The organism is Natronosalvus caseinilyticus, assembly GCF_017357105.1.
Classification (GTDB): domain Archaea; phylum Halobacteriota; class Halobacteria; order Halobacteriales; family Natrialbaceae; genus Natronosalvus; species Natronosalvus caseinilyticus.
Window position 1 is genome coordinate 88,546 of record NZ_CP071596.1, and the last position, 25,151, is coordinate 113,696.

Below are 25,151 nucleotides of genomic sequence, written 5' to 3' on the forward strand. Positions count from 1 at the left end.
CTCGTCAGGTGTTGATGCCGACCTCGCGCATGAGGTCGATCGTCGGCTCGAGGTCCGAGAGCTGCGAGAGGTCGATGTTCGGCACGTTGAGTTCGTCGATGGTCGGCAGGTCGCCGACCGGTTCGACGTCCGAGATGAGCGGGTACTCGTAGGTCTCCGTGGCGAAGTACTCCTGGGCCTGTGCCGAGAGCAGGTGTCGCACAAAGTTCTGGGCGAGGTCGGCGTCGTCGGCCGCATCCGTGACGGCCGCGCCGGCAACGTCGAAGACGGCACCCGCGTCACCCTCGGTGAACGATGTGGCGATAGGGGCGTCCGGCGACCCGTCGAGCACGCGCTGGACGTAGTAGTGGTTCGTGAACCCGGCGTCGATTTCGCCGTTAGCGACGGCATCACAGACCGCGAACTCGTCGCTGTACTCCGCGATTCCCGAATCGACGACGCCCTCGAGCCACTCGCGGGTCGTCTCCTCGCCCTCGAGCAGGCGCATGGCGGTCACGAATCCCTGACAGGAACCGTAGGAGGGGGCCCAGCCCAGGTCGCCGTCGAAGTCGGTCGCGTACGCCTGGATGCTGTCGAGCATGTCCTCGGCCGAGAGCGATTCGGTGTTGAAAGGGACGGTTCGGGCCCGGCCCGAGGTCCCGACCCACTGGTCGGTCCGGAACTCTTCGTCGACCATCGAGGTGACGTCGTCGGAGAGCGCCTGCGTTCGGCCCTCGTCGGCTAGCGCGCCGAGAGCGGCCGCGTCGACGGTGTAGAACACGTCCGCAGGGGTTCCCGATCCCTCTTCGGCGATCTGATTGACCAGTTCCGAAGAGTTGCCGTACCGCGGGTCAACCGTGAAGTCCTCGTAGTACTCCTCGAGGTCGCCGAGCAGCGTGCCGACGAGGAACTTGCCGCGCCCGGAGTAGACGGTCAACTCGCCCTCGAGGTCCGGAAGGTCCTCGACGCGAGTTCCGCCCGGCTCGGGGCGTCCAGCCCGCCCGGAGCCGATCTGTCCAAAAGTGTTTGGTGCGTCGTCGTCATCGCTTCCGATCAGGCCGAGACAGCCGGCGACGCTCGTGGTACCGAGCGCGGCCGAACCAGCCAGAAAGGTGCGCCGAGAAGGCGAATTTGATCGTCGGGTCATGTTTTTAGGTTAGCCTAAATATATTTATAAGCGTCGATGTTTGTCGGGCGTCAGTGGCGGACGGCTTCGACACGGGTCGTCGCAGTCGATTCGTCGAGACGCTCGAGGCACTCGAGGCACTCGAGCCACTCGAGCATGTACTCGCCCACGTGCGTGAAGAACGCCCCGTTGGTGTACTCGTCCCAGTCGCCCTCGGCGAGTGCCCGGCCCATCGCCTCGAACACGCCGGCGTAACTCTCGCGGTCGCCGCCGACGCCGTCGACGAATTCCCAGAGGTGTTCGTTGAGCTCGAGGCCAGGTACTTCGTTGTTCAGATCGTCGAACGTGTTTCGCGGCGCCTTGTTGTGTTCACACAGCGGGTCGCCGTTGTAGATCTGCTTCCCGAGGACGTCGCAGGCGCGCTTGAGGAAGACGCCACTCCAGATGTCGTCGAAGCGGCCGACGTTCCACTCGTTGTCGTCCATCGGCAACTGGTAGAACGCGGGGACGACCTCCCGGCGGAACGCGAGGTTCATCGAACAGACCGTCAGGTACTGGCCCGGTTCGGCGACGAAGTCCCCCGCAAAATCCTCGCGCGTCGTTCGCGTCTGCGCTTGCCCTTCGAGGTCGCCGTCCATCAAAATTCGGACGGCGTCGAGGTCGGGAACGTTCGTCCACAGCCCCTGGGAGGCCACCACGTCGCCGGACTCGAGGGTCGTCGTCCCGGTCTCGACGGTCTCGTCCATCGCGGCGTAGGGGTAGCCCCGCGGGTAGAGGCCGTGCTCCTCGGCGTTCTGGTAGAGGACGTTGACCCACTGCTCGTCGGAGCGAACGATTTCGACGTCGCCCTCGAAGGCGAGGTTCTCGAGGTGGGTGCCGAAGAAGTCCACGTCATCGTGCGGAAGGGTATCGTCGTCGATGAACACGCCGTACTCGAAGCGGTCGTTAGCCCAGAGATAGAGCAGTCCGAAACTCGTCTCGGCGTGACTCGCCGCCGGCACGAGGTGGCCGTACTCGGCGATTCCGTGGGCCTCGTACCACTCCTCACGACGGGTGCCGTCGAAGACCTTACCCGAGACTCCCTCCTCCTCGAGCATCGCTGTCATGGCGTCGGTATCACAGAAGTCCTCGGTGACGAGCACGACGTGCAGGCGCTCGAGGTCGAAGCCGTGGTCGCGGGCGTTCTGGAGGTAGGAACGCACGCACTCGTACTCGCGGATGGTCGGCACGACGACACAGATATCGGAGTCCCGGTCTCGATCCGTACGCTGACTCATTGACTCACAATTTTTTAGGATGGCCTAAAACAGTACCGGTTCACTCCGGGCGCTCGTCGGCGAGTCCCGAAACCGACAGCCCGAGCGCTCCGGCGCTCAGGCAGCCGCCGACGAGGGTGACGCCGTTTTTCAGCGCGTGGTCGACGATCGCCGCGGCCAGCGCCGTGCTGGCACCGATCGGGGTAATCGACACGATGAGAGCCGTGAACGCGGCCTCGTACAGTCCGACGCCACCCTGTGAGAGCGGTAACACCTTCGCCAGGTTGCCGACGCTCACCGCGAGCGTCCCGACGGCCAGCAAGGGGAGCACTTCGAGCCCGGTTCCGAACGCCGCGAGCACGATCACGGCGGTTACCACGTCGAGCGACCAGATCGCCAGGCTCGTCGTCGCGACCGACGCGAGGGAGCGAGGCCGCCGGGTGATCGCCTGGAGGTGGCCGACGAACTGGAAGCCGGCCTGGAGCGTGGTCTCGAGTCGATCACGACAGGTGTACGAACGGAGTCGCGCACCGAGACCGGCGGGGGAGCCGTAGCGAGCGGAGGCCGCCAGCACGACACCCACGCCGATGGTGGCGGTGCTGACGACGGACGCCGCCAGCACGGCACGTCGAGCGCCGTCGGTGGCGAACAACTCGATCGGAGTCGCGGTCCCGCTGAGCGCGAGCCAGCCGGCCGCACCGATCGCGAGGGCGGTGATCGTCGCCAGATCGAAGAGGCGTTCGACGACCAGCGACGCGCCGCCGGTCAGGTAGGGAACGTCCCACCGGTTCTTGATAATGTACGCACGTGCACCGTCGCCGGCCCGTGCGGGGAGCGCGAGATTCGCCAACTGACTCACGAAGACCGCAGCGGTCAGCGGTACGGTTCCGACGCGGTAGTACATCGTCCCCAGCACGTCGCCGTAGCGCCGCCCGCGAAGCGGCCACGAAAGGAGGTAGACCACGACGGCCCCTATCAGCAGCCGACGATCGGCGCGAGCGACCTCCGCGAGCACCGTCTCGAGTTCGATCGATCGAAACGCGACGAACAGGCCGAGGACGATGCCGATCGCGGCGACGAACGGCCCGTATCGTCGGAGGCCAGCCTCGAGCGATCGCACCTCCCTCTCGTCGGCCGGCGCCGTCCGGCGGGGGCGTGCCGTCGAATCGTCCTCGAGTCGGTCCCGTCCGCCGTCCATACGAACTCGTGCAGGACCCAGATATTTAAGCACACCTAAAACTCGTCGAACGTCGGTCGAGAATCGTTCTCGAGGGCGTTCACTGGTGGGAGAACTACTCGAGTTCGGCCAGCACCAGCGGTTACTCGAACTCGGCCAGTAACTCTCGCGTGGCCGTGCGGACGGCCTCGTCACTCGAGCGGGCGGGTTCGAACCCGATCGCGGACAGTTTCTCGATCGAGAGGCGCATCTTCGGCACGTCGCCGGTCCAGCCACGGTCGCCGCCGGTGTACTCGAACGTTGGGTCGAGACCGAGTTCGTCGGCGACGATGGCCGCGATGCGGTCGACGGAGGTGGTCGTCCGCGTGCCGAGGTTGTAGGTGTGTATCGCTCCCTCCTCGTCGCCTTCTCTCGAGGTTTCAGCGTCCCCCTCCCCGTCCACTGCGCCGGCGTGGGCGACGACGTGATCGATCGCAGCCAGACAGTCCTCGACGTGCAGGTAGGACTTCTCCTGGCGGCCGTCGCCGAGGATGGTGAGCGTCTCGGGGTCGTCCCGAAGCTTCTCGATGAAGTCGGGGATCACGGCCCCCCGGAGTCGCGGGCCGACGACGTTCGCGAAGCGGACGTTCCAGACGGTGAGCCCGTGGCTGTGGGCGCGCGCCGAGAGGAGCCCCTCGTCGGCGAGTTTGCTCGCACCATAGGCGCTGATCGGCTCGAGCGGGGCGTAGTCCTCGGGGGTCGGCCGGGGTGCTTCGCCGTAGACCGTCGACGAGGAGGTGTAGACGAGTTCGGTAACGTCGGCGTCGGCCATCGCCTCGAGGACCGTCCGGGTCATCCGCGTGTTGTCGTCGAACTGGCCGTGCGGGCGGTCGGTGTCGACGTGTTTCGAGGCCGCGAGGTGGTAGACGCGATCGACGTCGTCGAGGAGGCCCTCGAGTGAGTCGGACTCGGTCAGGTCGACCTCGACGAACGTGGTCTCGGACGGGACGCGGTCGCGGTCGCCGTTCGAGCAGTCGTCGACGACCGTCACCGCCTCGCCGGTCTCGAGCAAGTACTCGGTCAGGTGAGAACCGATGAAGCCGGCCCCGCCCGTCACGAGCGAGTGGCGCGTAGCGCGTTCCATGGCTGGGGTTGACGGGAACGACAGTAATCGCTGCCGGTTCGAGCGGCGGGAACGCCATCCCCCCACCCGACGATCGTCCGGTGAACTTATATAAAAGACGGAGGGCCGGGGCCTCCATTCGCCGCGATCGTCTGCGTCAGAGAGTAGCAAGGTCTGCGGACCCAGGTCGTTCCGTCCGGTGGTTTTAGTAATCTCGAGCGGGTGTTGGAGACGTAGCGCGAGTACACCATAAACGGTATTTTTATATAGAAGGACAAACAATGATTCGAGCGACTATGAGTCAGCGAATGCAACAGGGACAGCCGATGATCGTGATGAGCGAGGACTCCCAGCGCGTCAAAGACCGCGACGCGCAGGATTACAACATCCAGGCCGCTCGCGCGGTCGCGGAGGCCGTACGCTCCACACTTGGCCCGAAAGGGATGGACAAGATGCTCGTCGACTCGATGGGTTCAGTGACGATCACCAACGACGGCGTCACCATCCTGCAGGAGATGGACATCGACAACCCGACGGCCGAGATGATCGTCGAGGTCGCCGAGACCCAGGAGGACGAGGCGGGTGACGGCACCACGACCGCCGTCGCAATCGCCGGTGAGCTCCTCAAGAACGCCGAGGACCTCCTCGAGCAGGAGATCCACCCGACGGCCATCATCAAGGGCTTCCACATGGCCGCCGAGCAGGCCCGCGAGGAGATCGACGACATCGCAACCGAGATCGATACCTCCGACGAGGACCTGCTCAAGAAGACCGCCGAAACCTCGATGACCGGGAAGGGCGCCGAGGTCAACAAGGAGCACCTCGCCCAGCTCATCGTCGACGCCGTCTCCGGCGTCACCGTCGAGACCGACGAGGGGGACAGCGTCGTCGACCTCGAGTTCCTCAACATCGAGACCCAGACCGGTCGCGCCGTCGACCAGTCCGAACTGCTCGAGGGCGCCATCGTCGACAAGGACCCCGTCCACGACAACATGCCGACCGAGGTCGAGGACGCCAGCATCCTCCTGCTGAACGACCCCATCGAGGTCGAGGAGACCGACGTCGACACCGAAGTCTCCGTCACCGACCCCGACCAGCTCCAGAAGTTCCTCGACCGCGAAGAGAAACAGCTCAAGGACAAGGTCCAGCACATCGTCGACCTCGGCGCGGACGTCGTCTTCTGTCAGAAGGGCATCGACGACCTCGCCCAGCACTACCTCGCGAAGGAGGGCATCCTGGCCGTCCGCCGCGCCAAAAAGAGCGACCTCGAGTTCCTGACGGAGGTCGTCGGCGCCTCGATCGTCTCCGACCTCGAGAGCGCATCCGAGGACGACCTCGGCTTCGGTGACGTCACCCGCGACGACGAGGACGGCCTGTTCTACGTCGAGGGCGACGACGCCCACGGCGTCACCCTCCTGCTTCGTGGCTCCACCGAACACGTCGTCGACGAACTCGAGCGCGGCGTCAACGACGCCCTCGACGTGGTCGCCCAGACCGTCTCCGACGGCCGCGTCCTCGCGGGTGGCGGCGCAATCGAGGTCGAACTCGCCTCGCGACTGCGCGACTACGCCGACTCCGTCTCCGGCCGCGAGCAGCTGGCCGTCGAGGCCTTCGCCGACTCGCTCGAACTCGTCCCCCGCGTGCTCGCCGAGAACGCCGGCCTGGACAGCATCGACACGCTGGTCGACCTCCGCGCAGCACACGAGGACGGCGAGATCCGCGCCGGCCTGAACGTGTTCTCGGGCGACGTCGAGGACACCTTCGAGGCGGGCGTCGTCGAACCGGCCCACGCCAAAGAGCAGGCCGTCTCTTCGGCCACCGAGGCGGCAAACCTCGTGCTCAAGATCGACGACATCATCTCCGCTGGCGACCTGTCGACGGACAAGGGCGACGACGAGGAAGGCGCCCCCGGTGCTGGCGGCATGGGCGGCGGCATGGGCGGCATGGGCGGCATGATGTAGAACTCGCCCGACAACACCTACTGCTCGATCGAACCGCCCGCGACCGATCACGTTTTTTGCCTCGACACGTCACCAGCGATCGGCATCGTCGACCGTAGACGGCGGTCGAAAGGGAGCGTCCGTTCCGAAACGGACTCGAGACGAACACCTGCCGAAATCCACCGGGTAACCGCTCCGATTTTATGGCGCTGGACGTCGTAGCCTGACTGATGGACGTCCGGGAGTTTCCCGTCCTGAGTGACGGGGATCGAGCGCTGGTCGACCGGCTCTCGGCGGGCCTCGGCGAGAACGCCGGTCGCGTCCTGGCGTACCTGTTGTGTCGGTACGAGGACTCCGACCTGGAGAACGCTGCGACGTCGACCGCGATCCGCATCGGGACTGGACTGAGCGAGTCTGCGGCCAGGGAGGGACTGGACGAACTCGAGTCGGCGAAGGTCGTCGATCGGACGACCGTTCGAACGGCGTCAGCCGGGCGGCCGCCGAGCGCCTGGTCCGCGAGAGACCGGCCGGTGCCGACGATCCGACGAGCGTTCGACCGACACGCGGACCGGTTGCTCGAGCAGGGGGAACGCTTCGACGGGCACGATGCGGGAACGGATCGCGAAAGGCGCGACGAAAGCGAAACGAAGGCGCACGACGAGTTCGTCGTCGGACTCAACTGGCGGGCGAACGCGCTTCACCTTCCCCTGTTCGCCGCGCGAACCAGCGAAGCCGGAGACCTCGCGATTTCGTTCGAGGAGTACGACGGTTCGAGCGCCGCGGCCCGCGCCGTCGCGACCGGCGACGTCGACGTCGGCGTCGCCGGCGCTGCGACCGTTCTGCGCGAGCGCGCTCTCGGCCACTCCATCGTCCCCGTGGCCGTCCTCTTTCCGCGCTCGACGGCCGTCATCTACGCGACGCGGGAGGCGTTCGGCGGCCCATTCGATCGGATCGACCGACTACGCGGCCGGCGCCTCGGAACGTCGGCGTCCTCGGAGACGGAACTGCTCGGCCGACTCATGCTCGAGCAGGCGGGCGTTCGCGCGGCGGTCGAAATCGTGTCACTCGAGGGCGAAGAGCGGGAGGCGCTGGAAGCGGGGACCGTCGACGCCGTCACGGGAATGTACCCCGACCCGCGGCGCCTCGAGCGGGACGGACGGACGACCGACGCCGTCGCGATCGCGGACCAGTTCCCCGTGTACGGTCCGACGCTGATCGCGACCCGCGACGGACTCGCCGCCGACCGGGAGCGCCTGGCGACGTTCCTTGCCGCGGCGACTGACGGGTGGGCGACCGCGAGGGGCGACCCGTCGGTGGCAGCGGCCGAGACCGCAGAGCGGTCGGCGGAACCGGCCGACCGAATCGAGCGGACGTTCGACCGAGTGGCGGCCCGTTTCGGCGCGACCGAGACGGTGCGAAAGCGAGGGTGGGGGTGGCACTCGCCGGCGGCGTGGCGCGACCTTCGAACTGCGCTTTCCCAGGGCGGGGTGTTCGACCGTGATTGAGGTCGCCGACGTCGCCGTCGCCTACGAGAGCGTGACCGCGATTCGGGACGTCGACCTCGAGGTCGACGCCGGGGAGTTCGTGACCGTCGTCGGGCCTTCCGGGTGCGGGAAGACGACGCTGCTGCGGACGATCGGCGGACTCGAGGAGCCGACCCGCGGGCGAGTGTCGATCGCCGGGCGCGATCCGGCGTCCGCCCAGCGCGAGGCGAACGTCGGATTCGTCTTCCAGCAACACACCCTGTTTCCCTGGAAAACGGCGCTCCAGAACGTGACCTTCCTCCGGACGATGGCGGGCCGAGAACCGGCGACCGACGAGGCGCGGTCGCTGCTCGAGACCGTCGGTCTCGAGGGATTCGAAGGAGCGCGCCCGGCGGCGCTCTCGGGCGGAATGAAACAGCGGGTCGCTATCGCGCGGGCGTTACACCTCGGCGCTGACGTCCTCCTGCTGGACGAACCGTTCGGCGAACTCGACGAGATCACCCGGGACGAACTCGGCGTCGAGATTCGAGAGCTCTGGCACCGGGAGCGCAAGACCGTCGTCTTCGTCACCCACAGCGTTCCGGAAGCGGTCTTCCTGGGCGACCGCTGCGTCGTGATGCGGGACGAACCCGGTCGAATCGAAGCGATCGTTGACGTCGACTTGCCCAGCCCCCGCGACGAGACGGTTCTCAGCTCGCGGGCGTTCCAGGAACGGGTCGCAACCGTACGGGGGATGTTGCACGAGGTCGGCGGCGATGGCGATGAGTGAGCGCGTGCGAACCACGGCGGCGGACGTCCTCTATCCCGTCGGCGCGCTCGCCGTCGGCACCGCGCTCTGGTGGACGACCGTGGCGGTGCTCGAGGTGCCGCCGTTCCTGTTGCCGCCGCCGGACGCCGTCGCGGCGCGGCTCGTCGCGAACCCACACCTCTACCTCCGCAACGCGTGGCTCACGCTCGAGAAGGTAGCCTACGGCGGCGGTCTCGGTGCGCTCGCCGGTTTCGTTCTCGCGATTTTGATCGACTCGCTGCCCTGGTTCCGGCGGTCGGTCTACCCCTACCTCGTGACGGTGCGCGTGGTCCCGAAGATCGCGATCGCGCCGCTGCTGTTGATCTATCTCGGCACGGGGATGGGGACCGCGGTCGTGTTCGTCGCGCTCATCGCGTTCTTCCCGCTCGTCCTCAACACGATAGCCGGACTCGGCCGGACGCCGGAGGAGCAGTTAGACCTGATGCGGTCCGTGAACGCTCATCCGGTCGAGACGTTCGTTCGGGTTCGGCTCCCGTACGCCCTCCCGGACGTGTTCGCCGGGCTCAAACAGTCCACGACGCTCGCGGTCGTGGGGGCGGTGATCGCCGAGTGGCTCGTCGCCGACGGCGGACTCGGCTTCTTGATCCTGCTGGCTGCCGAGAACGTGCGGACCGACACGATGCTCGCGGCGCTACTCGTCCTGCTCGTCGAGGGGCTCGTCCTCTACGGCGGCGTGGTTGCGCTCCAGCGCGGCGTCGATCGGTACGCCGCCGCTTGACGGGACCGCACGATCACGTCGTCCAGACGCGCCGTTCGAGCAGCGCCGGCAGGAGGTAGAAGCCGACGCCGACCAGCGAGAGCACCGCGAGCGCGGCGTAGGACGTCGCGGTCTCGAGCCGCGCCGCGCTGTAGAACACTCGATAGCCGATTCCCGATCGAAGGGTGACGAACTCCGCGACCACTGCCCCCACGACCGCGAGCGTCGCGGCGATCTTGAGGCCCGCGAAGACGCTGGGGGCGGCCACCGGAACTCGAACCCGCAGGAACGTCTCGAGCGACGACGCGCCGACGGACGCCGCGAGGTCGAGGAACGCCGATGGCGTCGAGCGCAGTCCGTCGAGCGTCGCGATCGTCATCGGAAACAGCGTCAGCGTCGCGACGAGCAGCGCCCTCGCGGGGATTCCCCGCCCGAACCAGAGGAACAACAGCGGTGCGACGGCGATCAGCGGCGCGATGCGCAGCGCGACGACGTACGGGAGGATCGTCCTGGCAGCCGATCTCGAGTGGATCATCGCGAACGCGAACACCAGTCCGACGGCGGCGCCCGCTCCCAGGCCGAGCGCGGCCGTCGCGGCGGTGACGGCGGCGTCGGCGAGGAGCGTCGGATACCCTTCGGCGAGCGCCGCGCCGACGTCGATCGGCGAGGGCAGGATGACGGTGGGCACGTCGTAAACGACCGTAACTCCCTGCCAGAGCGCGAGCACGAACGCGAATGTTACGAGCGGCGGTCCGCCACGAGCGAGACCGGGACGGACCCGGTCGGCGACGATCGATCGGCGTTCCGGCGTCGAAATCACCGCTTCCCGGCGGGTGCGCCGTTCGCGGTTCCCGTCGGTCATGACTCGAGGGGCGTTCCGGGCCACGTCGGGCCGGCCGCCAGCGTCGTCGTTGGCACGCCGAATCACTCCATGACGAGGTCCGCGTACTCGCCGATGTACTCGTACTCGGCGTCGAGGTACTCGTTCTCCCATACCGATCCGGGGTCGATCTCGTCCGCGAAGAAGTCAGCGGCGGCAAGCGTCTCGTAGGTCGACTCCCACGGTTCGGGCTCGCTCCACCCCCAGCCGTGCTCGCGAACGGCCTCCGAAATCACGTACTCGGTGCGCATCAGTTCCCACTTCTCGCGCTGGTTCTCGCGGACCTCCTCGAGTTCGGGCTGTGCGTCGACAACGACGTCGATCGCGTCGTCCGGGTTCTGGGTCGCCCAGACGGCGCCTCGAGCAGTCGCACGCAGGAACGCCCGTACCGCGTCCGGGTCGTTTGCCGCGAACTCCTCGCTCGTCGCGACGAGGTGGCCGTACGACGGGACTGCCTCCTGAACCGAGAGCGAGTCGATCTCGACCCCCTGCTGTTCGGCGTCGACGACGTCGCCGAACACGCCCCCCGCGGCGTCGATTTCGCCCGTGAGCACCTGCTGGACGGTGTCGAATCCGCTGTCGACGTACTCGACGGACTCGCGGACGCCGTGGTGCTCGAGAAACGCCTCGGTCATCTGGCGGACCATTCCGGGACCGCTACCGACGGTGGTCCCCGCCAGCTGCAAGGGATCCGACAGTCCGTCGAAGCGCTCCCGGGGCGCGAAAACGACCACCGGGTTGCGCTGCATCACGATACCGACCGCGAGCGGGGAGAGTTCGCGGCTGTTGACGTTGAGGACCTGGTCGCTGCTCGTGATCGCGAACTCGACGTTCCCCAGCCCGGCTTGCTGGGCCGAAAAGTCCGACCCATCGCCGCTCTCGATGGTCACCTCCTCGATCCCTTCCGCCTCGTAGAAGCCCCGATCCGCCGCGACGAAGTACGGCGCGTGAAGCCCGCTCGGATTCCAGTTGAGCAACAGTCCGACGCTGTCGACGTCGGGCTCGAGCGATTCCTGTGCACCCGGACCCCTCTCGGACAGACACCCCGCCAGGACGGTGCTCGCGACTCCTCCCGCCGTCGCCGCGATGATCGTTCGTCTCTCGAGTCCCATGGTACCGATCGACCACCCGGAGGGGTAAAAAACGATTTCGTGGAATGTTTAAATGCCAGCGCCTCATCGAGAGGATTCGTAGCGTTTCATGCTGCTACGCAACACATTCTTGAACGTTTAAGGATTTTTTCTGGAGTAATTACTGGAAGTCGAATCTCGAGAGGTACCGCGGCTCGCGGTCCTGGCGGACGTCCGCATCGCCCGCTCGGAGCAGCCTCGGAGCGCTGCCCTGACGCGCGTCGCGATAGGAGTGGACGATCCGTCGACACCGCTCGTGCTCGCAACCGCCGCGAAGAGGCGCTATCGGACGGAGATGTTCCGGTTCTCGGCCGATTCGGAGAACTCGAGCTCGACCTCGAGTTCCCCCTCGCGGTGCTTCGCGAACTCGATCTCGACTTCGATCGGCTCGCGGTACTCGAACGGAATCTCCCAGTCAGACGCGCTGATCGTCAGCGACGTGTCCGCTTCGATTTGATCGGCGAGTTCGCGCAGGAACGTCGCCGTTTCTCGTCGGGAAAGGTACACCTCGCGCTCGAAGAACCCGTCGGTGATCGTCCGTCGGTCGTCGTCGCGGTCTTCGGGAAGCGTCACACGGTCGCTCATGCAATAGCATAACACGGCTGTTGGCATAAATATGACCGAGTAACCTACGAAAGGATGATGAATTACAAGATAGATGATGTCTAACCACGAGTCGGTGTCATTCCAGTTGGACGTGGACCAGCGTCGATCCAGTCGGACGTTGGGGAGACGTACGGCCAGCGACCGATTCAGCTGTCTACTGGAGACACGGCCGATAGTTGACGGTGTGGAGACGTCGAGCGGATCACTCTAGTCCAACCAGTCGGCTCGCCGTTCGTCTCCGTGTAGGGATTTTCAGCGGAGGACTATACCCGGCATGATAGGTATTTGGTGGCACTCGACGTGCGTGGCCCCATGGTCGGAGAACTGATCGAGGCGTTCGTCGAATCGCAGGGAGCGTGGTTCGCGTACCTCGTCCTGCTCGCCGGGGCGGTCGTATTGACCTACAGCGTCGAGAAGCTCATCAGTTATCTCACTCGAGCGGCGCTCGGGCTCGGGGTGTCCGTCTTCGCCCTCGCCATCGTCTTCACCGGTTTCGAGTTCGACGATACGGCCATCGCGCTCGTCTTCGGGGCAGGTGGGCTGGAGCAGGTTGCGCTCGGAACCGCACTCGGAACGGGGCTCGCAATCACCGGCATCACGCTAGCTGTCGCCGCGTTGGTCGAGCCCTTTCCGGTCGAGATTCCTCGCGATTACCTCCTGCTGTTCGCGCTGTCGCCGCTGGTCTTGGCCCCTTTCGTTCTCGTGAGTACGCTGACGATCGTACACGGGTTCGTTCTCACAGCGATTTTCGTCGCCCTGTTCGGATACATCGTCTTCCGCGAGTTCCAACGCGATGTCCCAGTCTTCCGGGATTCGGAGATCGCTGCACGGATCGAAGCCGACGGCGGCGTTCCCATCGATCGAATCACTCTCGAGGACGTGGACATTCGGACGGTACTCGAGGACATTCCGGAAGACCGGTTCGTCGCGGGCCAGCCGTATGAAGGCTTCTTCTGGCTCGGATTATCGCTGGTAGCGCTGATCGGCGTCGTTGCGGGAGCAACTCTCCTCGAAGCCAGTTCGGAGGTGATCCTCGAATCGTGGGGTATCGAGGAGACAGTCTTCGGCGCGACCGTAATGACACTCGCGTTGACGTTCGAGAACCTGCTGTTAACGCTCGAACCGGTCCGTCGCGGGATCCCCGAAATCGGGATCGGACACGTCATCGGGAGCGTGATCTTCTCAGTGACGGCGAACGTCGGAATCATCATGTTCGTCGCGGACGTGGTGATTCCCCGGTCCGTGCTCGTCTTCCACCTCCCCGCGGTGCTCATCCTCACGGGGCTCGCCGCGTACTTCATTTCGAGCGGGCGAATCCGACGCTGGCACGGCTACGTGCTGGCTGGGCTGTACGTCGCTTACTGGGCGATTGCCCTCCTCATTTTCGGCGGTGTCCCCATCCCCGACCCCCTCTGACGTTCTGAAAACGGCGGGGAGGTCTCTGCCCTCCGTTGATTCACCACGCGCAGACTGTTACTATCCCACTCGACTTAGTTCGAGGAGTCCCGCGACACGATTGCGGCAACGACCGGGTTCGGCGACCTCGAGTGAGACCATCGCGCACTTCAAACAGTCACGGAAACCGGCAAAATACCTTGTATCGCAGGCGTCGAACGACGGTCATGACGCTCATCGACGTACTGGGGAACGGCACGCGACTGAAGATCCTTCGGAAGCTCTCGCAGGGACCGAAGTACGTCTCTGAACTGACGGAATCGGTCGGAATGGACGGAAAGACTGCGGTACACCACCTCTCGACCCTCGAGAAGGCCGGGATGGTGAACTGGTACATGCGCGGCAACCGGAAGTACTACGAGTTGAACCGGTCGCTCGAGTTGCGGATCGCTCCGCCGCCCGAACGGACGTTCGTCCTTCAGACTACGGAGCTGTCTCGGGAAGCGCAGTCGACCGAGTAGCGAGACGAACAGCGAGATCACTCTCCAAGGGGTACCGTCGCGAAGAACCGGACGTTGACGAGGAGATAGAGGGCGTACAGCCCGAGGAGGAGCACCCCGTGTTTGCGCGTCAGTTCCCCGCCAGAGCAAGTAACTCGCCAGTCCGGTGAACCCGAGGAGGACTGGCAGGTGGAAGAACACCGTCTTCGATCGGAACTGGATCTCGCCCAGCAGACCGACGATACCGACGTTCGCGGTCGCGAAAAAGAGCAGGCTACCGATGACGCTCCGACGGCGCGAACAGCAGGACCGCGACCAGGACAGCAGCGATGCACGGGGTGTCGGCAGCCATAGCCATCCGACACGACAGAGTCCGACTTAGCCGTTCGGTTCCGTATATCGTCGTTCGTTGAACGCGTATACACGGACGCTCGAGCGTCGATACCCGGCCCCCGAAGCGAGCAGACGGCCTCTCGACGAAGCGATGGATTTCTCCCTCGACGGGAACGACCGTCGATCGACGAAGACACGAGAATCGCCGCCACTGCAGTCAGTCGGCCCGTGACTCGCGGTGCGGCCCGCGACCGCCGACGGAGCGCGCAGACTCCGCCTCCGTGACGTCGCCGGAATGTCATATTTCGGATCGTAGGCGATCCCTCACGCGATGCCTTCCTGCCTCGAAATCGCCACGGCGTCCGGTCGCCGGGCGCGTCCAGCACGCTGGCTACAACGACCCGACCCGCGAGCGGTCGGCGTCCCTAAATTAAGTGGGAGCTAGCCGTATAGGTGCGTATATGGTCACGACGGGTGTCGAACTGGCCGTCCTCGTCGGGGCGTTCGTGCTGGGAGTGGCAACCGTCGTTTACTCCGTCGAGGTGTTCATCGAGGCCGTGGCCCAGAGCGCCGTCTCGCTCGGGATCTCGGGATTCTTTCTCGCGGTCGTCCTCGCCGGCGTCGACCTCGAAAACGCGGTTCTCGGCGTCACCGCTGCTGCCGTCGAACTGCCGGGACTGGCCCTCGGGACGGTGTTTGGCGAGGCGCTGTTCGTCCTTGCCGTCGCCGTTGGCATCGCGGGGCTGCTCGTGCCCTTCCGGATGGACGTCCCCCGTATCTATCTCCTGTTGATCCTTGTCGTCCCTCTCCCCGCGTTCGCGCTGTCGGTCGACGGGACGATCGGCCGCGCCGGCGGAGCGGGGCTGCTCGTCCTGTTCGTCCCCCTGTTGACCGCCATCTACTGGCTCGAGCGCCGGTCGGAGACGACCTACCTGCTCGCAGAGGAGGTCGAGGGTGTCGTCGACCTCGCGGAGGACCGCTCCGGGGCCGAGCCGACCGGTCAGCCGGACGACGTGGCCGAGCCCGCGGTGGAGCCGGACGGCGACGGGACGGCGGCCGACGAGTGGCTGGCCGACGTGGACCTCGACGTGGACGAGTTCGTCCCGAGCCTCGAGGGTCGGAGCGGCCGATTCGCACTCGGCGTCGCCGTCCTCGCGGCCGTCGGCATGACCGTCGGGTCCGGGATCACGGTCGTCAGCGCCGAGGGGATTTTCGTCTCGCTCGGGATCTCGGGACTCGCGTTCGGCGCGACCGTGCTCTCTTTTATCGCCTCGATCGAGGAACTGGCGTTGACGGTCGAACCGGTCAGGCAGGGTCGGCCGCACCTCGCGGTGGGAAACGTCGTGGGGAGTACGGTCTTCTACGTGACGGCCAACGTCGGAATCGTCGCCCTGTTGACCCCGATCGACACCGGCGGCGCCGTCATGACCGTCCACTGGCCGATCTTCGCGGCGTCGCTGGTCGTCGTCGCGGCCATGCTTGCCCGGGGACGGGTGACCCGGTCCGGCGGGGCGCTCCTGCTCGCGCTCTACGGTGTTTACTGGATCGCGAACTACGCCTGAGGACGGAAAATCCCGCCGGTACGCACCGGATACGGCGTTCTCAACCCCCTATTAGACGATAGCGTCTCGGACAATAGATCCTTGTTCGGGGAACGATCGGCGCTGTTTATCCCGAATCGTGTCCAGACTGACCCGCACGCGAATCGGCAGACGACGACACTCATCCGACAGCGTATTCGACATATAATGTCAGAACAAGAGAACACAGGCCGACCGACGGTTCCGGACGTGACGCGGCGGACGCTGCTCCGCTCGGCGGCGATCGGCACCGCGGCCGGTCTCGGGGCGACGGCGGCGGTAGCACAGGACGACAGCGAAGACGGTTTCCTGCAAGAAGAACCGACCGTCGGACTCGAGACCGTCGCGGAGGAACTGACGGCGCCGGTCGACTTCCAGGTCGCCGACGAGGAGACCGACCGGCGGTTCGTCGTCGACCAGACCGGCCAGATCTACGTCCACGGCGAGGGCGGCCTCGAGGACGAACCGTTCCTCGACATTTCGGGCCGGATGGTCGACCTGATGGAGGACTTCGACGAGCGCGGCCTGCTGGGACTCGCGTTCCACCCCAACTTCGAGGAGAACGGCAGGTTCTTCGTGCGCTACAGCGCACCCCCGCGAGAAGTGACGCCCGAGGAGTGGAGCCACACCTTCGTCCTCTCGGAGTTCGAGACGGAGGGCGACGACAACGAGTCGGCCGATCCCAACTCCGAGCGGGTGGTCCTGGAGATCGACGAGCCGCAGTCCAACCACAACTCCGGCATGGTCGCGTTCGGTCCGGACGGCTACCTCTACGTCTCCACGGGTGACGGCGGCGGTGCGAATGACAACGATGAGGAGCACGTCGAGGACTGGTACGACGAGAACGGGGGCGGCAACGGTCAGGATACGACCGAGAACCTCCTCGGTGCCGTCCTTCGGATCGACGTCGACGAAGGAACCGGCGAGGGGGAAGACGACGGGACCGAGGGCGACGACGCCGGCGACGGGACCGACAACCGGACGTACGGTATTCCCGAGGACAATCCCTTCGCCGAGGAAGGGGAGTTCGATTCCGACGAGGGACTTCCGGAGCACTACGCCTGGGGGCTGCGCAACCCCTGGGGGAGCATGGATTTCCACGGCGATCGGATGCTGCTGGCCGACGTCGGACAGAACCTGTTCGAGGAAGTCAACGCGATCGAGAAGGGCGGCAACTACGGTTGGAACGTCAAGGAAGGCACTCACTGTTTCAGCACCGAATCGCCAGAGGAGGCGCCCGAGGACGAGGGCTGCCCCGACGAGACGCCCGACGACGTTCGCGGCGGCGAGGAACTGACCGACCCGGTCATCGAGTACCCGCAGGAGTACGAGGGCGAACCCATCGGTGTCTCGATCATCGGCGGCCACGTCTACGACGGCGATACCGTCTCGGATCTCGAGGAAACGTACGTCTTCGGCGACTGGAGCGGCCCGCTGTTCCTCGCACGGCCGCCCGAAGGGTGGCTCGAGGACGAGGGAATGGACGACGAAGGCGACGGGGACGACATCGGAAACGGTAACGAGACCGCCGACACGGACGGGAACGAAACCGACGCCGGTGGCGACGGAGATATGGATGACAGCGGCGACGGCGAGGACGACCTCTGGCCGATGGAGCGGTTAGTCGTCGAGGCGAACGATCTCGCCGCGGAGGGCGCGCTTGATCGGAACATCCTCGCGTTCGGCCAGGATTCCGACGGCGAGGTTTACGTACTCACTACCGAGAATACCGGCCCCACCGGCGAGACCGGCCAGGTCCACCGGATCGTCGAGGCGGATAGCGACGGTGACGCCGGTGCCGAGGGAGAGGATGAAGAAGCCGGGAAAGCGGAGGAAGAGAAAGAAGGTACCGGTAACGAGACCGATGACGACTTAGGTGGCAACGAGACCGACGGCGAATAGACGGTACCGAAACCGACGGCAGGGACGACGCGTTCCTGTAGGCCGGGTCACGGATCCGGGTTCAGCACCCGCCCTCCTCGAGGTTCTTTCTTCGCGAAAACGGAACCGCCGAAGAGCGATCCGTCGCAATGCAGACGGCGAAGAGACGGTGACGGTCGGGTTAGTCCGCTCGCGGAATCCAGTGAGCAGTCTGCCGGCGGCGGTTCGATCGCCGTTCGATAACCGAACCTCCCCGAGCGGCTCGGGGGATCGGTTACGGCGACCACCGGAGAATCGCCGACTCCTCCGGCTGTTCGGGAGCGAAGTTGCAGATGAACAGGTCGTTACACTGGCCGGGGACCGTTCCGAACGCCACGTCCGAACAGAAGACGAGACCGTCGTCTTCCGTCGCGACCGATTCGGTCTCCCCGTCGGAGGAGACTAGTACGACCGTGCTCTGGAGAATTGCGGCGACGTAGAGTAGCTCGTCGAGGGAGTGATACGCGAGCCCGTCCGCGCCGTGCACCTCCGGCCCCTCTACGAACGTCTCGCCCTCTCCCGCGCTTCCGTCGTCTTCGACGGGGACGCGCACGATCCGGCCGGCCTCCTCGCCGTCGACCTCGTCGTCGGTGACCGCGAGGAACACGTCGTCGTCCGGCGTGATGGTGAGCCCGTTGACGCCGAACATCTCGGTGGAGAGGCGGTCGTCCTCGAACCAGACCGACGCCGCGTTCTCGGGATCGTCCGCGTCGAGCGGGATTTCGTAGACCACCCCGCCGAAGGATTCCGTGACCAGGAGCCGATCGCGCAGCCGATCGTGCGCAATCCCGTTCGGGACGGCTTCGTCCTCGACGCCGAGGATGGCGAACAGTTCCGCGTCGGCGGCCTCGTCGCCCTCGACTTCGTTGTCTTCCGCTTCGTCTCCGTTCGCCGCCTCGTCGTCCGTCTCGCGAACCGGCTCGCCGGCCTCGTCGAGCACCCACCAGACGTCGCCGATGCCCTGCCCGTTCGCGTCGCCGGCTTCCTCGTCCTGGGCGAAGTAGTAAAGCGGCCAGCCGTTCGCGGCAACCTGCGTCTCCCCGTCCTCGCGCTCGAACGTCGTTAGTTCAGCCGAAATGTCGTCGCCGGCGGTCGGCTCCTCCTCGGCGGTCAACGGCGGCCAGTTCTCCTCGCAGTCGTCGTAACACGCGCTCTCCCCTGCGTCCTGTTCGTCCTCGTCGAACATGTAGAGGGTCATTCCCTCCGAGTCGACGAGGATCTCGCCGAACTCGTCGTGGGAACTCGTCGCGACGGTAGCGTCAGCTTCGTCCTCGCCGTCGGTCTCGCCCCCGTCGTCCGATTCCGTCCCCGCCGCGTCGCGGGGCAATCGCCAGACGCCCGTTTCCTCTCCGGATTGCACCGCGGCGTAGGACGTCCCGTCGGGAGCGACCTCGACGCCCAGCGTATCGCCGGGAAGCTCGCCGACCAGTTCGGCGTCGTCGAGGGACAGTCCCGTCTCCTGGGTCTGCGTCGCGGTGATCCGTCTGATCTCGCCGGCGGTGATGCTGAAGTACAGCGAGCCGTCGGGGTCCACCGCGAGGTTCTCGGCCGTCGGCTCGCCCGAGATGTCGACGACAGTCTCGATGTCCGGGCCGTCAGTTTCTTCCTCCGCTTCCGCTTCTTCCGCTTCGTCCGCCCCTTCGTCACCCCCGACGATCTCGACGTCGCCGATCATCGATCCTCTGTGCGGTGCACAGAAGTACGCGACCATCTCCTCGGTGGCTTCGAACTCGACGGTCTGCGTTTCGCCGCGAGAACTCATGATATCGGTCGAGACAAGTCGTTCGTCCTCCTCGTCGACGATAACGAAATTGTGGGGTTCACCGTCTCCGTTCTCCCAGGTGACCGTGTACGTCGTACCGGCCTCCAGGACGAGCGTCGGATTCGTCCCCCCGCTGATCTCGTCGGGAGAAGTCCCCTCCCAACCGCCTCTGTCTCCGTCGAGTTCGATGTCGGTCGAGAGGGCATCCCCCTGGGTCGCGACTGCCGTACCCGCCCCGACCGCGACGCCCGTGGCCGCGGCTGCTTTCATGAACGTTCGCCTGAGTGAACCGCTCCGGTCGTTTTGGTAGGTCATTGTCACGTCGTGTTCGTTCGTGTCGTGGGTTCGCTCGATTACTTGGTCAGTAACGTTCGACGCGCCTGTCGTGATTCGTTATCCGTCGTTTTTGCTGGCCTGGCTGGTTCCATCTGCGTGCAAAAGAGATGTTTTATCGCCCTATTCCTCGTCCGACAGCTCGATTCCCTCTTGAAGCTGATGCAGGTACACGTCGCCCATGACGATGGGCGGCTCCTGGGTGGGGTGGATACCCTCCCCGCCGTTCTCCGCTTCCTCGCCGTCGTCTGCTCCGTCCCCGCCGTTCTCCTCGTCGTCCGTTTCTTCCTCGCCGTTCTCCGCTTCCTCCCCGTTCCCCTCTTCGCCCGCTTGCACCTCGCCTGGATCTCCCTCTTCGGCTTCCTCTTCCGCTTCTTCGTCCGCCGTCCCTTCGTCGTCTCCGCCGTTCTCCGCTTCCTCGCCGTCGTCCGCTCCGTCTTCCCCGTTCTCCTCGTCCTCGCCGTTCTCCTCTTCGCCCGCTTGCGCCTCGCCTGGATCCCCCTCTTCGGCTTCCTCTTCCGCTTCTTCGTCCGCCGTCCCCTCGTCGTCCTCGCCGTTCTCCTCGTCCTCCGCTCCGTCTTCGCCGTTCTCCGCCGCATCTTCCTCGCTTTCGATCTCGATATCGCCGACCATCGTATCGTCGTGAGGGTCACAGACGTACTGCGCCATCTCGCTGGTGGCCTCGAACTCGAGCGTCTGCGTCTCGCCCTCTTCGGCCATGACGTCAGTCGAGTAGTCGTCGACGACCTCGCCGCCCTCGTCTCGGAGTTCGATGTTGTGTCCCGCCCCGTCGGCGTTTTCCCACGTAATTTGGTAGGTTTCTCCTTCGACGAAGACGAGGGTCGGGTTGGTCTGGCCGCTGATCACGTTGGGCTCGACGCCGGTCCACCCTTCGATCCGCCCCTCGAGGAGGATCTCGTCGGCCTCTTGGAACCCTTCCGCTGCGGGTTGGGGCTCCGGATACCGTCCGTCCTCTTCGCCAGCGCTCTCGATGAAGGAGAGCGTCTCGTCGCCGGTGGTATCCTGGTGGGCCCACACCTGGTAGAGCCGCTCTCCTTCCAGGGGTTCCTCGAATTCGATCACGACGTCCTCGTGAGTGCCCGCTTCGAGGAACTCGGAGGCACCTTGAACCTGAACTGCGAGGACTTGCCCCAGATCGGGCATCGTCTCGAGCGGCAGTTCGTCGTGAGCGGCCACGGGATCCACGAGGGAGACGAAACCACCATCGGGCAGCGTCGCCGATTCGATCTCGACGGAGGACCCATCGGTAACCTGGGTGTCGACAACGACCTCGGCGAACTCCGCCTCCGTGCCGCCGTTGCCTTCCTCTTCGTCGGCTGCCTCGTCCCCATCTTCGTCGGCTTCCCCTTCGTCGTCTCCGACAGCTCGCCCACTCAGCGCGGCGAGTCCCGCGCCCGCCGCGGTCGATCTGAGGACGGTTCGCCGCAGTACCTTCAGTTCTGTGTCGTCGGCTCGTTGATCGTGCATAGTCATGATTGTCACACCTCGACCGAGTACGCGGTCGCGACGCCGGATTGCTGGGTCGAGACGAAGACGAACACCTTCTCCTCGTAGGGATCGTGCCAGGCGACGGGCGACCCGTCTACCTCGCCGTCTTCGCCGCCGGGCTGGTCGGCCCACAGCCGTTCGCCGGTTTCCGTGTCGTAGGCGATGAAGTCCCCGCCGCGGGTTCCGGCGAACGACACGCCGGATGCGGTCGACAGCGTTCCGCCTCGGGCCACGTCGTCGTGCCAGTCCTGCCACTTGACCTCGCCGCTGACGGGATCGATGCCGGCGACGACGCCGTGGAATCCGTTCCACTCCTCGAGGTACTCGGTCGTCTCGAGTTCGGCGATGCCGGAGAAGCCCTCACCCGGCGGCTCGTACCACGTGTCTTCCCAGGCCCACCGCCACGGCTCGTTGTGTCCGGTGACGACCATCGTTTGGCTTTCCTGGTGGTAGGAACTGGGCTGGGGGTTCGTTCCGCCGCCCAACCAGGGCATGATCCACGGCATCTTGTTCAGGTCCTCCTTCCCCGGGATCGTCCACATGTTGTGGTGCTGGACGTACTCCTCGCTGCGCTGGACGAGCTGGCCGGTCTCGACGTCGACCGTGTGTACCCAGCCGGACTTCGGGGCCCACGAGGCGAGTCGCCGCTCCTCGCCGTCGACCTCGGCGGTGTAGACCAGCGCGGGGCTCGGCGAATCGTAGTCCCAGTAGTCGTGGGGCGCGTCCTGGTGGTGCCACCGGTACTCGCCGTCCTCGGTGCTCACCGCAACCTTGCCGGCGGAGTAAGGGTTCCACCCCGGTCGGACGGTACCGTACCACGGCGCCGCGTTCGCCGACGGGATGATGACCTGGTCGGTCTCGACGTCGACGGCCCCGGAGGCCCAGGCGGTGGCGCCGCCGTGCTTCCAGGAGTCGCCGACCCACTCCTCCTCGGGGGTCATGTTGACCCGCCACTGCGGCTCGCCTTCGAGCGATATCGCGTCGAAGAAGCCGCTGACGCCGTACTCGCCGCCGAAGCTGCCCTTCATGATCTTCCCGTCGTAGATGAGCGGCGGCCACGACGAAGTGGTCCCGCGGGAGCGCTCCCACATGAGTTCCTCGTGCATGAGGTCGTCGGCGGGCTCGCCCCGGTACGCACACGCGCCGTTGTAGTACCACACGTCCTCGCCCGTGTACCGATCTACGGCCATCACGCCGAGATCGAGGGTGCTCTTTATCACCCAGTCGCAGAACACGGCCGCGCCGCGCTCGGCGGGGGCGGTGTCGGGACTCGCCCCGACGGTCGGCTCGTAGATGTGCGACCAGAGGAACTCGCCGGTTCGTGCATTCAGGGCGTGTAGTTCGTCGGGCCCGAACGTGAGGTACATGATCGGGGGATCGCCCTGGACGATTATCGGCGAGTTCTGGTACGCCGTCATCGGCGGATCCCCGTGCTCGAACTCCCACTCGACCTCGAGGTCGCCGACGTTCTCCGGATTCAACTCGTCACCTGGATACCGGCGCTGGCTGTCGTAGGCGCCCCCCATGATCAGCCAGTTGTCGGTCCGCTCGCCCGTTTCGTGGAGGTGTTCTTCCGTGATCTCTCCCTCGGTGATCTGATCGGTGTCGAACTGTTCAATATTCGACTCGCCGGGTTTCTCTTGGTACGGGCCCTCTCGGATGACCTCAACGTCCTCCCTGTGGTCGATCTCGTTTTGTAGCATTCGGTTCATTGTTCACACCTCCTCGTGCGCTTCGTCCAGCGGTTTTCGCATTTCGTCGTCGATCCAGGCGATGTCCTCGGCGAGGAACTCCTGACCGATTATCATGATCGCAGCGCCTACAGTGATCAATGTCGTCAGGCCCTCGTCGCCGGCCGTCCCCTCAGCGAGGCGTCTGGCAGCGTCGCCCATGAGGTAGGCGCCGGCGAGCATCGACTTGACGTCCCAGACGCCGCGATTGATCATCTCGTCGGTCACAAGTACCTCGTGTTGCCAGATCCACCAGTCGAGTCCGTCGATCCACAGCAGCGCCCCCTCCATCGCGCGGTGGTGCAGCGGCGCGACGGTCTCGTAGGCGACACCTTCGTCGTAATCGTCCTCGGCTTCGACCGGCGGGTAGTTGGGCGTCGGCTGCCACCACGACAGTTGCTCGCGGGCGGTGACAATGTTCGTCACGACAGCGAGTTGCTCGTCGTCGGGGAATCCGAGTTCGGACAACATCCCGGGTAACGAGTCCATTCGGAGCAACTGTCTCGTGGTCGCGTGGATATGTTCGGATGTGAACGCCGGGAGGTTTTCCTCGGCGCTCTCGAAGAACCCCGTCTCCACCAGGTGATCGTTGATCCGCCAGGCCGCCGGCGTCAGGTCCTGGTACGGCGTCTCTCCGTACTCCGGGACGCCGAGATTGCGGAGTTCAGGAATCCGCTCGAACTCGTCTTTCAACTCCGACAACTCCGTGGCGAGCAACGCTGCGTCGAGCGGTTCGGAGAGTCCCTCCTCAACTTTCCGACCCATCGCCGCTAATTCATCCGTCGCCTCGTCTTCGACTTCCGACCGAAGGTCGGCGAGGACGGGCCCGGAAACTGTCACGGGCGTCGAGATCCCTAGCGCCTCCTGGAATTGACGGCGATTAGCTTCGTTTACGACCCCATAACTGTATCTTTTCTGAGGATTGGTACCGTAGGCCATGGCACATAGTAACTCGCCATACAGAGCGTATTAGTAATTTCCATACACACACAATGTGTAATATATTGATTCAGTGAACGACTAGCACATTTATTTATTGATTATGGTTCAGGTAGTTACTGCCTTCCTCGAGTAGCGAACGCGAAATGAGCGCCGTTCGAACGGCACACTGCCGAACGCCGGCCGTAACTGCCGAGAGGGATCCATTAGCCGAAACCGACGAGAAGGCTGTTTCGCAGTCCATACCTTCGTGCTCATCGAAGCGATCGACCGTGGCTGACACCGTGATCTTCGCAGTCACCGTCACTCCGTTTCGGATGCCCGTGACGCGACATCTAGCTCGTTCTAGCGGTCCACAGGATTATGCGGTATCACGTGTCATCTTTAGGCATGGCCACCGACACGGGAATCCTCACTGCCGACCAGCGCGAAAATCTTCAGGGGGAACTCCAACACGACGAGACGGAACGACGGTACGTGAGAGAGCAAGTGCGAAACGCCATCGCCCGGGACGCTCTGGTCCTGTGGGAGAACCTTCAGCCCGACGATAGACGGTGGGTTTTCCGATCGACGGAGCACGGATCGGTCGACAGGTCGGCAGACGCCGATGAGGATCGGAAAGAGGACCGCCGAGAGGCCCTCCCCGTCGGCTCCGGAGCGGCCGCCCTCCTCGCGTTCCTCTACCTCGGTCTGGAGGAGCCAAACACCGACCGGCAAACGGAGGGCTTCGAAGCCACCCTCGGAAACGCGATGGAGCGGGTAGCGAGACGAAACGGCTGGACGCTGGACGAGTTCGAGTTCACCGTTGAGTTCGATCGAGATCGGGACTTCGAGCAACTGCGACGGCGATTCGGTGAGGGCACGGCGACGATCGAAGAGGCAACCGAGCTGCTCCGCCACGACGTCATTACAAACGCGGAGTACGCCGGATACGCCCAGACGCGGTAGGAGACGGGTTCCGTCGC

Annotated in this window: 20 protein-coding genes; 9 read left to right on the plus strand and 11 right to left on the minus strand. The window is 65.2% G+C overall.

What is annotated here, in order from left to right:
* Window positions 1-4: 4 nt before the first annotated feature.
* From J1N60_RS00460 to J1N60_RS00475, 4 genes are all read right to left on the minus strand, one after another.
* The gene (locus J1N60_RS00460) at window positions 5-1,126 is read right to left on the minus strand and encodes a substrate-binding domain-containing protein (protein WP_312909774.1); all 1,122 of its coding nucleotides are present in this window, start codon (window positions 1,124-1,126) and stop codon (window positions 5-7) included.
* A 50-nt stretch (window positions 1,127-1,176) separates the two neighbouring features.
* Window positions 1,177-2,382: an alpha-1 4-glucan-protein synthase gene (locus tag J1N60_RS00465; protein ID WP_312909776.1), complete on the minus strand. Its 1,206-nt coding sequence runs from the start codon at window positions 2,380-2,382 to the stop codon at window positions 1,177-1,179.
* Window positions 2,383-2,422: 40 nt separating this feature from the next.
* Complete coding sequence (locus tag J1N60_RS00470) at window positions 2,423-3,559, minus strand: lysylphosphatidylglycerol synthase transmembrane domain-containing protein (RefSeq protein WP_312909778.1); 1,137 nt, start codon at window positions 3,557-3,559, stop codon at window positions 2,423-2,425.
* Between the two features lie 121 nt (window positions 3,560-3,680).
* Window positions 3,681-4,661, minus strand: coding sequence for an NAD-dependent epimerase/dehydratase family protein (locus tag J1N60_RS00475; protein ID WP_312909780.1), 981 nt, complete (start codon window positions 4,659-4,661; stop codon window positions 3,681-3,683).
* 275 nt (window positions 4,662-4,936) lie between these two features.
* Between J1N60_RS00475 and thsB the strand changes: the two genes are divergently transcribed.
* The 4 genes from thsB to J1N60_RS00495 all read left to right on the plus strand — a co-directional run bounded on the left by thsB (window position 4,937) and on the right by J1N60_RS00495 (window position 9,590).
* Entirely contained in the window at window positions 4,937-6,601 is a 1,665-nt protein-coding gene (gene thsB, locus J1N60_RS00480; RefSeq protein WP_312909782.1) for a thermosome subunit beta, read from the plus strand.
* Window positions 6,602-6,810: 209 nt separating this feature from the next.
* Window positions 6,811-8,085, plus strand: a complete 1,275-nt coding sequence (locus tag J1N60_RS00485) for an ABC transporter substrate-binding protein (RefSeq protein ID WP_312909784.1) — start codon at window positions 6,811-6,813, stop codon at window positions 8,083-8,085.
* Complete coding sequence (locus J1N60_RS00490) at window positions 8,078-8,833, plus strand: ABC transporter ATP-binding protein (RefSeq protein ID WP_312909786.1); 756 nt, start codon at window positions 8,078-8,080, stop codon at window positions 8,831-8,833. Before J1N60_RS00485 ends, J1N60_RS00490 begins: the two co-directional genes overlap by 8 nt.
* Complete coding sequence (locus tag J1N60_RS00495) at window positions 8,826-9,590, plus strand: ABC transporter permease (protein ID WP_425499361.1); 765 nt, start codon at window positions 8,826-8,828, stop codon at window positions 9,588-9,590. The genes J1N60_RS00490 and J1N60_RS00495 overlap by 8 nt, the downstream gene beginning before the upstream one ends.
* A 13-nt stretch (window positions 9,591-9,603) precedes the next feature.
* Here the strand turns inward: J1N60_RS00495 and J1N60_RS00500 are convergent, their stop codons facing one another.
* The 3 genes from J1N60_RS00500 to J1N60_RS00510 all read right to left on the minus strand — a co-directional run bounded on the left by J1N60_RS00500 (window position 9,604) and on the right by J1N60_RS00510 (window position 12,164).
* Complete coding sequence (locus J1N60_RS00500) at window positions 9,604-10,431, minus strand: ABC transporter permease (RefSeq protein ID WP_425499362.1); 828 nt, start codon at window positions 10,429-10,431, stop codon at window positions 9,604-9,606.
* Between the two features lie 62 nt (window positions 10,432-10,493).
* Window positions 10,494-11,561: an ABC transporter substrate-binding protein gene (locus J1N60_RS00505; protein WP_312909792.1), complete on the minus strand. Its 1,068-nt coding sequence runs from the start codon at window positions 11,559-11,561 to the stop codon at window positions 10,494-10,496.
* A gap of 300 nt (window positions 11,562-11,861) precedes the next feature.
* Window positions 11,862-12,164, minus strand: coding sequence for an amphi-Trp domain-containing protein (locus J1N60_RS00510; RefSeq protein WP_312909794.1), 303 nt, complete (start codon window positions 12,162-12,164; stop codon window positions 11,862-11,864).
* 333 nt (window positions 12,165-12,497) lie between these two features.
* Between J1N60_RS00510 and J1N60_RS00515 the strand changes: the two genes are divergently transcribed.
* The 4 genes from J1N60_RS00515 to J1N60_RS00530 all read left to right on the plus strand — a co-directional run bounded on the left by J1N60_RS00515 (window position 12,498) and on the right by J1N60_RS00530 (window position 17,895).
* Window positions 12,498-13,601: a sodium:calcium antiporter gene (locus tag J1N60_RS00515; RefSeq protein WP_312909796.1), complete on the plus strand. Its 1,104-nt coding sequence runs from the start codon at window positions 12,498-12,500 to the stop codon at window positions 13,599-13,601.
* 206 nt (window positions 13,602-13,807) lie between these two features.
* A complete protein-coding gene (locus J1N60_RS00520; RefSeq protein WP_312909798.1) occupies window positions 13,808-14,101 on the plus strand; it encodes an ArsR/SmtB family transcription factor in 294 nt (97 codons plus the stop codon).
* 773 nt (window positions 14,102-14,874) lie between these two features.
* Window positions 14,875-15,975 (plus strand): sodium:calcium antiporter, encoded by a 1,101-nt coding sequence (locus J1N60_RS00525; protein WP_312909800.1) that lies wholly within the window; start codon window positions 14,875-14,877, stop codon window positions 15,973-15,975.
* 186 nt (window positions 15,976-16,161) lie between these two features.
* The gene (locus tag J1N60_RS00530; RefSeq protein ID WP_312909802.1) at window positions 16,162-17,895 is read left to right on the plus strand and encodes a PQQ-dependent sugar dehydrogenase; all 1,734 of its coding nucleotides are present in this window, start codon (window positions 16,162-16,164) and stop codon (window positions 17,893-17,895) included.
* Between the two features lie 253 nt (window positions 17,896-18,148).
* On the opposite strand, the gene J1N60_RS00535 is transcribed toward J1N60_RS00530, so the two are convergent.
* From J1N60_RS00535 to J1N60_RS00550, 4 genes are all read right to left on the minus strand, one after another.
* Window positions 18,149-19,990 (minus strand): plastocyanin/azurin family copper-binding protein, encoded by a 1,842-nt coding sequence (locus J1N60_RS00535; protein WP_312909804.1) that lies wholly within the window; start codon window positions 19,988-19,990, stop codon window positions 18,149-18,151.
* A 141-nt stretch (window positions 19,991-20,131) separates the two neighbouring features.
* Window positions 20,132-21,502 (minus strand): cupredoxin domain-containing protein, encoded by a 1,371-nt coding sequence (locus J1N60_RS00540; protein ID WP_312909806.1) that lies wholly within the window; start codon window positions 21,500-21,502, stop codon window positions 20,132-20,134.
* Window positions 21,503-21,507: 5 nt separating this feature from the next.
* On the minus strand, window positions 21,508-23,229 hold the full coding sequence (locus J1N60_RS00545) for an outer membrane protein assembly factor BamB family protein (protein WP_312909808.1): 1,722 nt from the start codon (window positions 23,227-23,229) through the stop codon (window positions 21,508-21,510).
* A gap of 3 nt (window positions 23,230-23,232) precedes the next feature.
* Window positions 23,233-24,087: a hypothetical protein gene (locus J1N60_RS00550; RefSeq protein ID WP_312909810.1), complete on the minus strand. Its 855-nt coding sequence runs from the start codon at window positions 24,085-24,087 to the stop codon at window positions 23,233-23,235.
* Window positions 24,088-24,576: 489 nt separating this feature from the next.
* Between J1N60_RS00550 and J1N60_RS00555 the strand changes: the two genes are divergently transcribed.
* Window positions 24,577-25,134 (plus strand): hypothetical protein, encoded by a 558-nt coding sequence (locus tag J1N60_RS00555; RefSeq protein ID WP_312909812.1) that lies wholly within the window; start codon window positions 24,577-24,579, stop codon window positions 25,132-25,134.
* Window positions 25,135-25,151 lie beyond the last annotated feature (17 nt).

Bases quoted from the DNA above. Each gene is read 5' to 3' on its own strand.
- J1N60_RS00460 (WP_312909774.1), bottom strand. From the start codon at position 1,126: ATGACCCGACGATCAAATTCGCCTTCTCGGCGCACCTTTCTGGCTGGT.
- J1N60_RS00465 (WP_312909776.1), bottom strand. From the start codon at position 2,382: ATGAGTCAGCGTACGGATCGAGACCGGGACTCCGATATCTGTGTCGTC.
- J1N60_RS00470 (WP_312909778.1), bottom strand. From the start codon at position 3,559: ATGGACGGCGGACGGGACCGACTCGAGGACGATTCGACGGCACGCCCC.
- J1N60_RS00475 (WP_312909780.1), bottom strand. From the start codon at position 4,661: ATGGAACGCGCTACGCGCCACTCGCTCGTGACGGGCGGGGCCGGCTTC.
- thsB (WP_312909782.1), top strand. From the start codon at position 4,937: ATGAGTCAGCGAATGCAACAGGGACAGCCGATGATCGTGATGAGCGAG.
- J1N60_RS00485 (WP_312909784.1), top strand. From the start codon at position 6,811: ATGGACGTCCGGGAGTTTCCCGTCCTGAGTGACGGGGATCGAGCGCTG.
- J1N60_RS00495 (WP_425499361.1), top strand. From the start codon at position 8,826: ATGAGTGAGCGCGTGCGAACCACGGCGGCGGACGTCCTCTATCCCGTC.
- J1N60_RS00500 (WP_425499362.1), bottom strand. From the start codon at position 10,431: ATGACCGACGGGAACCGCGAACGGCGCACCCGCCGGGAAGCGGTGATT.
- J1N60_RS00505 (WP_312909792.1), bottom strand. From the start codon at position 11,561: ATGGGACTCGAGAGACGAACGATCATCGCGGCGACGGCGGGAGGAGTC.
- J1N60_RS00510 (WP_312909794.1), bottom strand. From the start codon at position 12,164: ATGAGCGACCGTGTGACGCTTCCCGAAGACCGCGACGACGACCGACGG.
- J1N60_RS00515 (WP_312909796.1), top strand. From the start codon at position 12,498: ATGGTCGGAGAACTGATCGAGGCGTTCGTCGAATCGCAGGGAGCGTGG.
- J1N60_RS00520 (WP_312909798.1), top strand. From the start codon at position 13,808: ATGACGCTCATCGACGTACTGGGGAACGGCACGCGACTGAAGATCCTT.
- J1N60_RS00525 (WP_312909800.1), top strand. From the start codon at position 14,875: ATGGTCACGACGGGTGTCGAACTGGCCGTCCTCGTCGGGGCGTTCGTG.
- J1N60_RS00530 (WP_312909802.1), top strand. From the start codon at position 16,162: ATGTCAGAACAAGAGAACACAGGCCGACCGACGGTTCCGGACGTGACG.
- J1N60_RS00535 (WP_312909804.1), bottom strand. From the start codon at position 19,990: ATGACCTACCAAAACGACCGGAGCGGTTCACTCAGGCGAACGTTCATG.
- J1N60_RS00540 (WP_312909806.1), bottom strand. From the start codon at position 21,502: ATGACTATGCACGATCAACGAGCCGACGACACAGAACTGAAGGTACTG.
- J1N60_RS00545 (WP_312909808.1), bottom strand. From the start codon at position 23,229: ATGAACCGAATGCTACAAAACGAGATCGACCACAGGGAGGACGTTGAG.
- J1N60_RS00555 (WP_312909812.1), top strand. From the start codon at position 24,577: ATGGCCACCGACACGGGAATCCTCACTGCCGACCAGCGCGAAAATCTT.